Genomic DNA, 14,048 nt, shown 5'->3' with positions numbered 1-14,048 from the left:
TGATAACAGCAAAGAGGCTAATGCTTAATTATTACGTGCTGCCATTATCGTTTAATTGATAACTGTTTTTAGCTAGATGGCATCGATAATGCATAGGACTTACCACCACTTTGCAGGGTTAGTATCGTCTCACCATCACGCTCTGTCAATTCTCCAATTTCCGTTAAATGATAAAAGGCATTACGCCCAATAAGCGCGTGCAAGTTATTTCGCACCATCATATAAGGGCGAACTTGAGTATCGCTTTCTGAGCGCCCATTTTCTTCGTTATCATAAATTCTGCTAGCATCAACATTACTAGCATTAATATTACTGCTATAGTCTTCAGGGATATAAGCACGCAGACTAATAGTATGCTCATCATCTAAACGTACCACATCGCCCGTGGTGGTGGTAAATTCCAGCCAGCGCTTATCGTCTTCATCAACGATACCGACATCATTAATCAATAATGGTGCATCTTCTACTTGAATACGCAGCTTTTGCACCGGTGTCTTTAAAAAGTACTTAAACTTGCCAGCATTTTCCTCTTTCCATAAGATAGTGGCAAATAAATTGACTAATGACTGCCGGGTCATGTGCACGCCTTCGTGCCACCATTCGCCATTGGCTTTGATAGTCAAATCCATATCCTCTACTTGCTCAGGATGCCAATTCTCAAGAGGCGGTAGGGCGCGTCCTTCACGTATGCCGGCTGTCGACTTAAAATACTGGCTAAGCGCAGCCATACTATTTAGCTCGGAACCTATGTCATTTGGGGCTTGCAGGGTATTTTTATTAAGGGTGTCCACACTTTTATTATTATCATTCATCATACAATCCTTTATTTAGTAATCAAAGTTTGGCAAATCTGTTATTACTATAAATTTTAGTTTCGGGTATGATGAAAGCCTCTCGTCATTATCCCCCTACTTATTCAATCTTACCTTAACATTGATATTCAGAAATGCGTATCGTGTTTGTAGGACTTTTCTTTTATAATGAGTAACGATTTTTTATTTAAAATGATTCAGTGGGTGTTGTATTAATGACACATTTTACGTTGTAGGTTGATATTTTTATATCAGATATTTTTAATCTTAACGTCGTCAATTGATGCCGCAAAGACTGTTTTTATCGGGCAGCCATATGTCTGAGTAACGTTAGCGCCGCAAGCCTTATTATTCAATTGTTAAGCTAATGATGCCCTGAGATAAGCCACTACAAGTTTAGGAGTAGGTATGCAAGAGCAAGACAATCAAACGCCAGTCGTTGATAGTGACATCGTAAGTAGCGATACCGTAAATACTGATACACCAGTAGCAGAAACGGCAACTGTAGAAGCTAAAGAAGTCGCCACGACTGAAGAAGCCGCTGAAGTTGAAGCGACAGAAGCTGCTGCTTCTGTGGTAGACGCTCCTGTGTTAGAAGAAACACCTGAGCCTGTCGTAGAACCAGTCGCCGCAGAGCCTGAAATCGAACGTGAGTCGATGGAATTTGACGCCATTATCGTCGGTGGTGGACCAGCAGGTTTGTCTGCCGCCATTCGTTTGCGTCAGCTCGCTATAGCAGCTGGTAACGATGAGTTTATGGTTTGCGTGGTCGAAAAAGGCTCTGAGTTCGGGGCGCATACCTTATCTGGCGCTGTCATCGAGCCACGTGCTTTAAACGAGCTGATACCAGACTGGAAAGAAAAAGGCGCACCATTAAATGTGCCAGCAACTGAAGATCGCTTCTACTACTTGAACTCAGCCACTCGTTCAACCAAGGTTCCCGATTCTCTTATTCCAGCCCCAATGCACAATAATGGCAACTATATTGTTTCATTAGGCAATGTCGTTCGTTGGTTGGCTGTACAGGCCGAAGAGCTTGAGGTCATGATGTTCCCAGGTTTCCCTGCTGCTGATATTCTATATAATGATGACGGTTCAGTACGTGGTATCTTGACTGGCGATATGGGTGTGGCTGCTAGTGGCGAAGCCAAGGCTAGCTTTGAGCCTGGTTATGAGCTACTTGCAAAGTACACTATTTTCGCTGAAGGTAGCCGCGGTCATTTGGGCAAACGCTTAATCAGTCGTTTCGGTCTTGATAAAGACTCTGACCCCCAGCATTACGGTATTGGTTTAAAAGAGCTGTGGGAAGTTGCACCTGAGAAACACGAGCAAGGCGTGGTCATGCACGGTCTTGGCTGGCCATTGACCGAGACAGGTTCTACTGGTGGTTGGTGGTTATATTTCGATGAAAACAACCAAGTAAGCTTTGGTCTTGTCGCTGATTTGTCTTACCATAACCCATATATGTCGCCATTCGATGAGATGCAGCGTTTAAAAACCCACCCTGTCATCAAAAACGTATTAGAAGGCGGTAAGCGCATTTCTTACGGCGCACGTGCGTTGACCAAAGGCGGCTTAAACTCATTACCAAAATTCACCTTCCCAGGTGGCGTGTTGGTCGGTGATGATGCTGGATTCTTAAACCCTGCCAAGATTAAAGGTACGCATACTTCTATGAAGTCAGGCATGCTAGCTGCTGAAGCAATTTTCGAAGCATTACAAGCTGGTCGTGAGCATGATGACGTGGTCGCTTATAGCACCATGTATAAAGAATCTTGGTTATATCAAGACAACTACGAGTCGCGTAACTTCTCGCCTGCGATACATCGCATGGGTCTGTTTATGGGCGGCGCGTTTACCTTTATTGAGCACAACTTGTTGAAAGGTAAAATGCCATTTACTCTACATGACAATCTTCCTGACTACGATCAGCTAGAACGTGCGGCTCATGCCTACCAGCCAACCTATCCTAAGCCAGATGGCAAATTGATATTTGATAAATTATCGTCAGTATTTATCTCGAACACCAACCACGCTGAAGATCAGCCAACGCATTTGAAATTGACTGATCCAACGGTGCCTATTTCAGTCAACTTACCACTATATGCTGAGCCTGCGCGTCTGTATTGCCCAGCTGGCGTTTATGAAGTGGTAAAAGATGCGGAAGGTGCTAAGTTTGTGATTAATGCGCAAAATTGCGTCCATTGTAAAACCTGCGACATCAAAGACCCGTCACAGAACATCACGTGGGTCACACCAGAAGGCGGCGGTGGTCCTAACTATCCAAACATGTAAACCATGTCTGAGATAAATATAGCTCAATAAAAAAACCGCTCTTAATGATAAGGGCGGTTTTTTAATGCTTGTATGTTTAATGGCTCAATTTCTTAATTTACTGATAAAGGCTAGTCAGTCCACGCATCACGATTGGCTTCATCTTTTAATTTCACAAAATCATCAGGATCAAACTTGATTTGATCGCCCGTTTTACCTTCTTTGATTTGTTTTTCATAATCGCGCAATATTCTGAGTGCAACTGGTGATAAGATTAAAATAGCCACTAAATTGACCAATGCCATCAGACCCATTGATAAGTCAGCGAAGTTCCAAATAGCAGGTAAGCTAGCAATTGCGCCGACGAATACCATGCCCAATACCATAAAGCGGAAAATCATGATCATTACCTTGGCATTTTTCTCGCCAGAGATAAACTCAAGATTGGACTCACCATAACTGTAGTTGGCGATGATAGAGGTAAATGAGAAGAAGAAAATAGCAATCGCGACGAAAATCACGCCCATATCACCCACATACTGCGACAATGCTAACTGAGTTAACTGGATACCTTCTTGCTCGACATTCGGGTCAACGACGCCAGAGAGAATAATAATGGCAGCGGTTGCTGTACAGATAACTAGTGTATCCATAAATACACCCAGCATTTGCATAAAACCTTGCACGGCTGGATGATCAGGATGACTTTTTGCTGTCGCAGCTGCATTAGGCGCTGAGCCCATACCTGCTTCGTTAGAAAATAGACCGCGCTTGATACCATTAATCATTGCCTGCGCAATACCATAACCAATCACACCGCCCGCCGCTTGCTCAAAACCAAAGGCTGATTTTACAATCAAAGCAATCGCTGCTGGGAACTCACTAAAATTGGTGATAATAATATAAAGCGCCAATAAGATATAAAGAATCGCCATAACAGGCACGATTTTACCCGCAATACGCGCAACCGAACGCAAACCACCAAATACCACTGGCGCAACCAGCACCACCAATATCAAACCTGTCATCCACGTTGGTATACCAAAGGCTTCATTGGTCGCTTGTGCAATCGTATTTGACTGCACGCCATTGAATGCCAAACCAAAAGCAACCAACAAACAAAGCGAGAAGAATATCGCAAGCCAGCGTTTACCCAAACCTTTTTCAATATAATAAGCTGGTCCACCGCGGTAGACATTGTCATTATGCGGCACTTTATAAGCTTGTGCTAAGGTTGACTCAATAAAACTGGTCGACATCCCCACTATCGCCGTCATCCACATCCAAAATACGGCACCTGGTCCACCAAGATAGATAGCAATGGCTACCCCTGCCAGATTACCCGTACCGACGCGCGCCGCCAGTGAGGTCATCAATGCCTCAAACGAGCTGATACCCCCATCTTTACGGCCTTGATTTGACACTCGTAATAATTGCCACATATGACCGAAGTGGCGAAATTGAATAAAACGCGTAGCAACGGTAAAATAAAGACCGGCGCCAATCAAAACAAACATCAGCAAGCCATACCATGGATTGCTGGCGATTAACCAATCATTATTACCCCAAATAATACTAACACCGTAATTAACGGCGCTATTAAACCAACCTGCTATGCTTTCGTTCATACTATATTTCCCTGACTGACTTTCTATATTTTTAACATATGTTATTAATCAATGTGACTGCCTACCCTCTTATGACGCTTTGTTCTCTCCAGACCTCTCTAACAGTACTAGAAAGCTAAGCGATAAAGTGGCAATAAAATCACCCATATCATGTTGGCGTATTTTAACTGACTGGTGATTATTTAACTATTTCAATCCTTTATTTAGAACTTTTAATATCTCTAAACTTTTGACGAGTAGAATGCTTTAAATAAAAAAATCTATTGTTATAAATAAACAATAATGAAAAACTTTTAAGACTGGTTAATAGTGATGAAAGTATGACTATCTTTATCTAACGCTTATTTATTATAAAAAAACTTGGCAATATAACGTTTACTTATGAGTTCTTGATTCTTATTTTTAAAATAAATGCTATTTTTAACTTATAGCCATTAATATAGCCATAAGAACAAATCCTTAACGTTAATAAGGTGTTAGTAGGCTATTCCATTAAAGACTGGAGATTTATTAACTTTTACTAACATAAGTTATACTATAGTTTCTATGGAACAAATATTTAGTTACATAAAGTAAATAAAATTTATTTATTGTTAATTAAGTCAATATTGTATATATTCCTAATAAGTTTATAAAAAATGCTTGCAATACTTACTGGAATGAATAATTTTGAAGCATTGAAGCCATATTATCGGGAAGATGATATGAATGATAAGACAGAGGATTGTCAGCCAATACCGACCTTCCTATTTATATCCGCTTAATTCAATAAAAACTTCTTCATCTCTGTTAATAGATAACGAAAGAATAAATTTTTAAACGGTTAATATTGACTTTATCCTGCAAATTTTATGCTGCAGTACCGAGCAACTTAACATCAGTGTATGTATCACTATCATTGAAAAAAATTTGCTCATATGTTGATAATTTTGGGTTACTTATCCTGATTGATCATTCTGCTTTAGCCGTTCGTCTACCGTTTTTATGGTTGTAAGATGGACTGAGTGTCACACTGCTTTTTGTAGTAGCACAAACACTAAAGCAAAATGACTTGTCAGACTCAAATCAGTGACCTTGTTTTTATGTTAGACAAAAGGAGTTGTCCTATGGAGAACCACAACGATTCATCAGGTTATTGGCGTGCCAATCTCCGTCTCATTAAAGTTAGCCTCGTCATTTGGGCCTTAGTCTCTTATGGTTTTGGTATCTTGCTACGTCCATTACTGTCAGGTATTAAGGTAGGCGGTACCGATCTAAGCTTTTGGTTTGCACAACAAGGGGCTCTTATCGTATTTATCGCCTTAATCTTCTTTTATGCATGGCGCATGAATAAACTAGATAAACAATATGGTGTAGACGAGGAATAGCCCTATGAGTCAATTTACGATTAATATTATTTTTGTAGGTCTATCCTTCGCTCTATACTTCGGTATTGCATGGTGGGCACGTGCAGGTTCTACTAGTGAGTTTTATGTTGCTGGCGGCGGCGTGCATCCAGTAATGAATGGTATGGCAACGGCTGCTGACTGGATGAGTGCAGCGTCATTTATCTCAATGGCAGGTATTATTGCCACTGGTGGTTATGCTGCTTCAACATATTTGATGGGCTGGACAGGTGGTTATGTACTACTGGCCATGCTCCTAGCACCTTACCTACGTAAATTTGGTAAATTCACGGTTCCTGATTTTATCGGTGACCGCTTTTATTCTAAAACCGCGGCTATGATTGCCGTTGTTTGTTTGATTATCGCATCAACCACTTACGTTATCGGCCAGATGACCGGTGCTGGTGTGGCATTCTCACGCTTCTTAGAAGTTGATAATACAACCGGTTTGATTATTGCGGCAGTTGTTGTATTCTTCTACGCCGTACTTGGTGGTATGAAAGGGATTACCTACACGCAGGTTGCGCAGTATGTGGTTCTAATGATTGCCTATACGATTCCTGCTGTATTTATCTCACTTGAGCTGACGGGCAACCCGATTCCAGGTCTTGGTTTGTTCTCAAACCATATTGAAGCAGGCATTCCTATCCTAACCAAGCTTGACCAAATCGTCGTCGACTTAGGCTTTACCGCTTATACTGCTGACGTACCGAACAAGCTAAACATGGTGTTATTTACGTTATCACTGATGATTGGTACCGCGGGTCTACCTCACGTTATCATTCGCTTCTTTACCGTTCCTAAAGTTGCTGACGCACGTTGGACAGCTGGTTGGACATTGGTATTTATCTCGCTACTATACTTTACTGCTCCAGCAGTAGGTGCGATGGCACGTTTAAATCTAATCGACACCATTTATCCACAAGGTGTTGATGCCCCTGCTATCGAATATGATCAACGTCCAGACTGGATGAAGACATGGGAAGATACAGGCCTTATTAAGTACAATGATCTAAATAACGATGGACGCATCCAGTTATATGCCGATAGTGGACTTGGTGCAGCAGAGCTAGCATTAGCTGCCGCAACAACTGAAGGCGGTGATGTCGCTGCTACAACGGCTGCTGTTGAAGAAGCAAAAGCGGAGCATGCTTTAGAGCGTGACGGTGTGTTTGTTGATAGAGGTTGGGCAGGTAACGAGCTTGACGTAAACGCTGATATCCTGGTATTGGCAAATCCAGAAATCGCACAGCTACCAGGGTGGGTTATTGGTCTTATCGCCGCAGGTGGTTTGGCAGCAGCGCTATCTACAGCAGCTGGTCTACTACTCGCAATCTCATCAGCGATCAGTCATGACTTGATCAAGCGTAACCTTAATCCAAACATTAGTGATGCAGGCGAGCTAAAAGTAGCACGTATCACGATGGCTATCGCGATTGTGGTTGCGACATGGCTCGGTATTAATCCACCAGGATTTGCGGCACAGGTCGTTGCATTAGCCTTTGGTATTGCAGGTGCATCACTGTTCCCTGCATTGATGATGGGTATTTTCTCGAAGCGTATTAATAACTTGGGCGCCATTGCTGGTATGCTCACGGGTTTAATTAGTATCTTGGTTTATATCTTTGTCTTCAAAGGTTGGTTCTTCATTACCGGTACGGCAAACTTCCCTGATACGGAAGAGTATTGGTTATTTGGTATCTCACCATTATCATTTGGTGCGGTTGGTGCCCTATTGAACTTTATCGTCGCCTTTGCCGTTTCTTATGCGACTGCGCCACCACCAGCACATATCCAAGAGTTGGTTGAAAGTGTACGTTCGCCACGCGGCGCCGGTGCTGCAATCGATCATTAATCGTCGATATAAGCTAGCAAATGAAGTGCAAATGATAGATGTTTTTTTACGATAATATATCACTCACAGGCAGCAGCTGCTTGTGAGTGATTTTTTTATCTATCACTCTTAAAAGTAAAAATGATGAGAAACATATTCATAAGTGACATAATAAATGCGCTTAAAATACTTGTAATGGTAGGTTTGTTTTTAATAATTGATATGAAATGCGCTAATGGCGTTAAGGAAAAGTCCTATGCTTTTTGAGTTTATCGCAACTATAGCAGCTGGGTTTGGTTTGGCTGGGATAGCATTGGTTATAACTCACCTGAGTAAACTTGCCGGTAAAAAAGCACCAAGATGGCTTATTCCATTATTTGGTGCCATCGGTATCTTTGGCTTTCAAATAAGCCAAGAATATAGCTGGTTTGGTCAACAGGTTGCACAGCTCCCTGAAGGTGTCCATGTTGTCAAAAAAGTTGAAGAAGGTACGTGGTTTCGCCCATGGTCGTACGTTAAACCTCAAACCTTACGCTTTATAGCAGCTGATAGTGGACACGCTCGTGCTAACGCCGATAACCCAGATATTTATTTGGTTAATTTGTATTTGTTTGAAAGACGTAGAAGTGTGCAGCAAGTACCACAAGTGATTGACTGTGCTGCTCCTGCCCGTGCAGATTATGTGCTACAAGAAAAAGGCAGTAAGCTGAGTATTGATGAGCATGTGAAACAAACGACTGCTTGGCGACCTTTAGAAAAAAGTGATCCGCTATATATCAATGTTTGCATTAATAAAAAATAACTCAGCTATTGAGACCTCTAAAAGCTGATTTATGAATATCTCTATATCTTATTGAACAGGCTCTTTGAATGTATTTGCCGAAAAGTAAGGTTAATAACGATTATTCACTTTCGCATAAGCATGCTTAGAGTTAGCGCCTAACAGTAAGCCGGCGCATAGCCCACCAAAATGCGCCGCAAATGAGATACCTTGCTGCGGTATCAAACCTTGTTTAATAGTAAGCCAATAACCAGTGCCCATCACAATACAAGCCAATAAATAGCCCCAGCGCCTTGCAAATACTGCCCCACCTATCATATAACCGAGCATCGCAAAACAAAGCCCAGAGGCACCTATATGTATCGATAATGGTGAACCAATCACCCATGTCACAAGTCCTGCGGCAACAATCAGCTTAATGACGGTACGATAGGCATTATTCTCAAATAATCCAAATAAGAATAAAACCTGTATCAATGTCAGCGAGTTTCCCACTAGATGTGAGAAATTACCATGCATCGTCCATGAGGCAAACACTCCTATCATACTGCCAATATCCAATGCTCGCGGCACAATACCAAAAATATTCCATAGACCGAAAAACACAGTGTCATTAAGAAAAAACATCACCCACATTGGTATCAGTACAAAAGCATATAGACCAAATACTTGCTTAATGCGTACGATTACAAGCGTCGTCAATTGCTGCCACTTCATCTATTCTTATATCCTTTTTATCTTATTAAACACGTGTTAATGACTGGCAGACAAAATCGTCGTTTCTACAGGTTTAAAAGATAGCGATGACGCATCTTTATTGGCAGTTAATATACTACTGGCGTGTAATAGCGAGGTTGAATGATAAGGCACTAGCGCCGTTGGTACAAAGCTACGAGCAGCATCGATATGTTTAACTGAATCGTCAAAGAAAATATGAGGGGCAAATGTTTTCAGTACCGAAGTCTTCTCAAGCCCTCCCAAAAAAAACGCCATATCAATATCTACGCCCCAATCACGCAATGTTTTTATCGCTCGTAAGTCAGCTGGGGCATTACGAGCCGTCACCAAGGCTATTTTCATCGGACAAGAATGCAGGCTTGCAGGCAAACGTTCTTGCATTTTTGATAGCTTAATCAATAATTCTGCATACGGACCTTTTTCTATCGGTAAATCACGCATTTTGGCTTCACGGTCATGAAAAGCTTGCAACCCTTTTTGCTTATAAAGCAGCTCGCCTGAATCATCAAATAGTACTGCATCACCATCGAAGGCAATACGCAACTGCTTGGTATCCAGCTCATAAGTATTGACTGGCGTGGCATCTAATATCGCACAGGCGCAGATATCAGCATCTGCAACCTGCTGCGCATCTTCAAGATTGGTCGTCAAAAACAAATCTACATTAAAATCTTTGATATAAGGTGCGATAGGGCTGCCAGATATAAAGGCTGAACGCGAAATGTTTAACCCATGTTCACGTATTGCATTAAGGACTTGAATACCTGTATCTGGGCTGCTTTTTGAGACAATGACCACTTCTACCAAAGGCGCATCGACACCGTTATCCTTATTATCACAGTCATGACAATAATGATTTAAATTCAATAGCGCTTTAATCAGCGGGTAACCTGCACCAATGGTCAACGGATCATTTTCACGCTCAGCCATATAGTTGCGGAACTCTTTAACGGCATCGCGGGGACGCTGCTGTAAAAGCGATATAAGATGATTCTCAGACTCTGACAAATCAAATAAAGCGGTTGCCGATATAGCAACTATCAAGGTATTGGTAAGATCAATGGCCATGGTCTTTCTGCTTAATGTTTTTTTAGGAATCGAAATGAATAGAATGAATTTTACTATAGCTACCACTAATAACGAGACGCGTTATGTTAACGTCATTATCTGCATACTCTCATATAATTATTTTAAAATAAAATAGAGTCTTTGAATAATTTGCAACAACAATCTTAAAATATTAATTCACAAAAAAAAGCCATATTATCATCATGATAATATGGCTATAAAATCAAACTACTATTTTTATTTTCTAACTAAGACAATCCTAGTTTAGATTTTCTATCTATGCTGTGGTTAACTTAACAACACCAAAGATATTGCTGGGAACGCTACTAAAATCACTAAGCGAATCAAGTCAGAGACAATAAAGGGCATCACCCCCTTGAACATATCGGACAGCTTAATATGCGGTGCCATCGCTTTAATCACAAAGATATTCATACCCATCGGCGGCGTAATCAATCCAAGCTCCACCGTCAATACTGCAATGATACCAAACCAAACCGGATCATAGCCTAACGCGACAATAATTGGAAAGACCACTGGAATCGTAATCACTAACATCGCTAGGGCATCCATAAATAGCCCTAACAGGAAATACATAATCAAGATGCAGATAAGTACTATCATTGGGCTGACCGCCAATGTACCAATCCACGTTGCCAAACTATAAGACAAGCGCGATACTGAGATAAAGTAGCCCAATGCTTCCGCACCAAGTAGCATAAAGAAGACCACCGCAGAGAGAGCTAGGGTCTCAATCAATGATTGCTTAAGCCCCGTCATGCGCATGCCTTTGGCAAAAGCATAAGCCCACGATACAAACGCTCCAACTGCAGCGCCTTCTGTTGGAGTAAATAGCCCAAAGAAAATACCCGCGATAATTACGATGAAGATAAAGCTAAATGGAATAAGACCTGTCAAAGAGATTAGCTTTTGTTTCCAAGAAGTAGGCTCCCCGCGTTGCGCTAAATGTGGCTTCCAGCGCACCATAATCATGACAGTAATCGAATACATCACCATGCCAAGCATGCCTGGCAAGAAACCAGCGATAAACATATCACCGACTGACTGCTGGGTTAAGATGGCATAGACCAGTAGCGCGATACTAGGCGGAATCATGATGCCCAAAGTACCACCAGCGGCTAAAATACCGCAGGCAAAGCCTGGTTGATAACCATACTTTTCCATTTGTGGCAGTGCTACTTTAGTCATGGTAGACGCAGTCGCCAATGATGACCCTGAGATGGAAGCAAAAATACCGGACGAACCAATACCAGCAATACCTAAACTGCCCCTTACGCCACCAAAGATAGTTCGCGTCGCGTCAAACAGCTTTCCTGCCATACCAGAATGAGAAGCAAAGACACCCATAAGTATGAACAATGGAATAGCACTAAAATCATATTTCGCTAAGACATCAACTGGCAAGTCCTTGAGCATCTGTACAGCACCAATCGGTGCAGTCACAGCACCAAAGCCAACCAGACCAACGCCTAACATAGCAAGTGCAACAGGGACACGCAGCATGACCATCGCAATCATACATAACAAACCAATGGCACCAATAATTTCTGGACTCATGCGCCTGTCTCCTCAGCGTCAAAGAACTCGCCTGTTTTAAAAATATTGATGGATTCGATCAATGACCGAATGGCAAGTAAGACACTTAAGAAGGCACTGATAGCATAAATTGGCATCATAGATATTCGAAGGTCTTGCGTGACTTTTCCATACTCTATCGCATCAAAAGCACTCTCATATAGACCCCAAGCAAATACAATACCGATGATAAAGAAGCCCATCATAAAGGTGCCCATCATGTAACCTTTAAGGGCTTTTGACATCTTTTGGGTGAATACATCGACGATGATTTGTGAGCGCTCGACAAAAGCGGCAAAAGCGCCGAGTAAAGCAAAGAGCATAAAGTAAGAGACGATCTCGACGCTGCCTTTGACTGTAAATCCAAACTCACCACCAGTTAGCTTGAATACATAGCGGGCAATCACATCCAGCATGGTGGTCAGTACAATAATAATCAGACTGATACCACCAATGAACTGACATAATCTGGAGATAAGGATGCTCAGTTTAACTAAAAACGCCATGCGACAACTCCTTTAGGTTAGACCTTACAGGCTGCACTAACGGCTTTTGCCTTAGCATAAACGCCATCTGCATCTAGACCTAGGGCTTTAACATCAGCAAGATATTTATTGGTACCTTTCTCAAGCGGTCCTTTCCAGTTAGGATCATTCAATGGATCAGGGATTTCAACGATTTCATCACCTTTTTTCCTAGCTGCTTCTATGGCCATATCATCATGTTTATCAAATACTTCACCAATCTTATTGGCAAGCGCCATACCTGAGTTCTTATCCAGTACCTTTTTCAAATCATCCGGTAAACTCTCATATTTTTCTTTATTCATAGTCACCATAAGCGCTGAACTATAAAAAGGAATATTGGTATGGTATTTAGTGATTTCGTCGATTTTAAAGGCAGTAACAGCTTCCCAAGGAAAACTCAAACCATCAACAACGCCGCGTTGTAAAGAGGTATACATATCATTGGCAGGCAATCCTACTGGTGAGGCCCCAGCACTTTCAATAATGTCACCAGCAACCGCAGAAGGACGACGAATACGCATACCCTTCATATCTTCAGGCGTGCGAATTAATTTGTTTGTTGTATGTAATGCACCCGGTCCAGCACCATACATAAATAACATATGCGTATCTTCATATTCACTAGCTAAAGTACCATCCTCATATAGAGTTTGAAGCATACAACCCATCTGAGTGGCTGAGTTTGATAAGCCTGGAAGTTCCGTAATCTGAGTTAAAGGAAAGCGCCCACTAGTATAGCCATGTGCTTGTGAACCAATATCTATCGTACCTTTAGCCGCAGATTCATAAGTAACGTCTGCTTTAGCAAGACCCGCTGAAGGATATAACTCTACTTTTAAGCGGCCGTTAGAATCCGCTTCTATTTGCTTAGCCCAAGGTTCAAAGACCTCTGTGCTAATAGATGACGTTGCTGGCCAAAAATGGGAAAAACGTAATGTTGTTGTTTCTTGAGAAGTGGCTGCGGAAGCATCAGTACTATCAGAAGTTTGATTAGAACAACCAAGAAGGCTAATAGCTGCTAAGGCACCTATTGAAAAGAGAGGAGCTAACTTCATTATCAATTCCTTTTGATAACCATGGATAGGGTGTGAGTTTTTACTGAAAAGTTGATTATAGGGTCAAATTCCGTATAGACTCCATATATGCTTTTAATTAACTAAAGTTGAAACACCTCTTAAAATTAGCAGCTATAATGATATAAGTCAAATCATTTTAGGTGAACAAAAAATAATATATTTAATATAAGAGATAGTGTTTTTTATAGCAATAAAATACCTTATTAACGCCTGTTATTTAAAATCCCCAGCCTTCAGCCAAAAGAAAACCCCCTTCGCTTTCGCGAAGGGGGTTTTACTTTTAGAATAGAGAGCTGACGATGACCTACTCTCACATGGCCGGAGCCACA

The 14,048-nt window shown here is 41.6% G+C and carries 11 protein-coding genes; 4 read left to right on the top strand and 7 right to left on the bottom strand.

What is annotated here, in order from left to right; translation table 11 throughout:
* Positions 1–68 precede the first annotated feature (68 nt).
* Entirely contained in the window at positions 69–812 is a 744-nt protein-coding gene (locus FHS24_RS11560; RefSeq protein WP_183621272.1) for a DUF1285 domain-containing protein, read from the bottom strand.
* A 657-nt stretch (positions 813–1,469) separates the two neighbouring features.
* Between FHS24_RS11560 and FHS24_RS11555 the strand changes: the two genes are divergently transcribed.
* On the top strand, positions 1,470–3,107 hold the full coding sequence (locus FHS24_RS11555) for an electron transfer flavoprotein-ubiquinone oxidoreductase (protein WP_183621328.1): 1,638 nt from the start codon (positions 1,470–1,472) through the stop codon (positions 3,105–3,107).
* 110 nt (positions 3,108–3,217) lie between these two features.
* On the opposite strand, the gene FHS24_RS11550 is transcribed toward FHS24_RS11555, so the two are convergent.
* Positions 3,218–4,714: an alanine/glycine:cation symporter family protein gene (locus FHS24_RS11550; protein WP_183621271.1), complete on the bottom strand. Its 1,497-nt coding sequence runs from the start codon at positions 4,712–4,714 to the stop codon at positions 3,218–3,220.
* 1,106 nt (positions 4,715–5,820) lie between these two features.
* Between FHS24_RS11550 and FHS24_RS11545 the strand changes: the two genes are divergently transcribed.
* The 3 genes from FHS24_RS11545 to FHS24_RS11535 all read left to right on the top strand — a co-directional run bounded on the left by FHS24_RS11545 (position 5,821) and on the right by FHS24_RS11535 (position 8,735).
* Positions 5,821–6,081: a DUF4212 domain-containing protein gene (locus tag FHS24_RS11545; RefSeq protein ID WP_183621270.1), complete on the top strand. Its 261-nt coding sequence runs from the start codon at positions 5,821–5,823 to the stop codon at positions 6,079–6,081.
* Between the two features lie 4 nt (positions 6,082–6,085).
* The gene (locus FHS24_RS11540) at positions 6,086–7,954 is read left to right on the top strand and encodes a sodium:solute symporter family protein (RefSeq protein WP_183621269.1); all 1,869 of its coding nucleotides are present in this window, start codon (positions 6,086–6,088) and stop codon (positions 7,952–7,954) included.
* A gap of 235 nt (positions 7,955–8,189) precedes the next feature.
* On the top strand, positions 8,190–8,735 hold the full coding sequence (locus FHS24_RS11535) for a hypothetical protein (protein WP_183621268.1): 546 nt from the start codon (positions 8,190–8,192) through the stop codon (positions 8,733–8,735).
* A 90-nt stretch (positions 8,736–8,825) separates the two neighbouring features.
* Here the strand turns inward: FHS24_RS11535 and FHS24_RS11530 are convergent, their stop codons facing one another.
* From FHS24_RS11530 to FHS24_RS11510, 5 genes are all read right to left on the bottom strand, one after another.
* Positions 8,826–9,431, bottom strand: a complete 606-nt coding sequence (locus FHS24_RS11530; protein WP_183621267.1) for a rhomboid family intramembrane serine protease — start codon at positions 9,429–9,431, stop codon at positions 8,826–8,828.
* Between the two features lie 36 nt (positions 9,432–9,467).
* Positions 9,468–10,520 carry a 5'-nucleotidase gene (locus FHS24_RS11525; protein WP_183621266.1) on the bottom strand — a complete coding sequence of 351 codons (1,053 nt, stop codon included), beginning with the start codon at positions 10,518–10,520 and terminating at the stop codon, positions 9,468–9,470.
* A 288-nt stretch (positions 10,521–10,808) separates the two neighbouring features.
* Positions 10,809–12,098, bottom strand: a complete 1,290-nt coding sequence (locus FHS24_RS11520) for a TRAP transporter large permease (protein WP_133104870.1) — start codon at positions 12,096–12,098, stop codon at positions 10,809–10,811.
* Positions 12,095–12,622 carry a TRAP transporter small permease gene (locus tag FHS24_RS11515; protein WP_183621265.1) on the bottom strand — a complete coding sequence of 176 codons (528 nt, stop codon included), beginning with the start codon at positions 12,620–12,622 and terminating at the stop codon, positions 12,095–12,097. Before FHS24_RS11515 ends, FHS24_RS11520 begins: the two co-directional genes overlap by 4 nt.
* A gap of 17 nt (positions 12,623–12,639) precedes the next feature.
* Positions 12,640–13,698 (bottom strand): TRAP transporter substrate-binding protein, encoded by a 1,059-nt coding sequence (locus FHS24_RS11510; RefSeq protein WP_183621264.1) that lies wholly within the window; start codon positions 13,696–13,698, stop codon positions 12,640–12,642.
* Between the last annotated feature and the right edge of the window lie 350 nt (positions 13,699–14,048).

This window comes from Psychrobacter luti (assembly GCF_014192115.1).
Classification (GTDB): Bacteria; Pseudomonadota; Gammaproteobacteria; order Pseudomonadales; family Moraxellaceae; genus Psychrobacter; species Psychrobacter luti.
Note: the sequence above shows the minus strand (reverse complement) of the source record. Positions and strands in the feature narration are given on the sequence as shown.

Coding starts and splice junctions, on each gene's coding strand:
- FHS24_RS11560 (WP_183621272.1), bottom strand. CDS start 812: ATGAATGATAATAATAAAAGTGTGGACACCCTTAATAAAAATACCCTG.
- FHS24_RS11555 (WP_183621328.1), top strand. CDS start 1,470: ATGGAATTTGACGCCATTATCGTCGGTGGTGGACCAGCAGGTTTGTCT.
- FHS24_RS11550 (WP_183621271.1), bottom strand. CDS start 4,714: ATGAACGAAAGCATAGCAGGTTGGTTTAATAGCGCCGTTAATTACGGT.
- FHS24_RS11545 (WP_183621270.1), top strand. CDS start 5,821: ATGGAGAACCACAACGATTCATCAGGTTATTGGCGTGCCAATCTCCGT.
- FHS24_RS11540 (WP_183621269.1), top strand. CDS start 6,086: ATGAGTCAATTTACGATTAATATTATTTTTGTAGGTCTATCCTTCGCT.
- FHS24_RS11535 (WP_183621268.1), top strand. CDS start 8,190: ATGCTTTTTGAGTTTATCGCAACTATAGCAGCTGGGTTTGGTTTGGCT.
- FHS24_RS11530 (WP_183621267.1), bottom strand. CDS start 9,431: ATGAAGTGGCAGCAATTGACGACGCTTGTAATCGTACGCATTAAGCAA.
- FHS24_RS11525 (WP_183621266.1), bottom strand. CDS start 10,520: ATGGCCATTGATCTTACCAATACCTTGATAGTTGCTATATCGGCAACC.
- FHS24_RS11520 (WP_133104870.1), bottom strand. CDS start 12,098: ATGAGTCCAGAAATTATTGGTGCCATTGGTTTGTTATGTATGATTGCG.
- FHS24_RS11515 (WP_183621265.1), bottom strand. CDS start 12,622: ATGGCGTTTTTAGTTAAACTGAGCATCCTTATCTCCAGATTATGTCAG.
- FHS24_RS11510 (WP_183621264.1), bottom strand. CDS start 13,698: ATGAAGTTAGCTCCTCTCTTTTCAATAGGTGCCTTAGCAGCTATTAGC.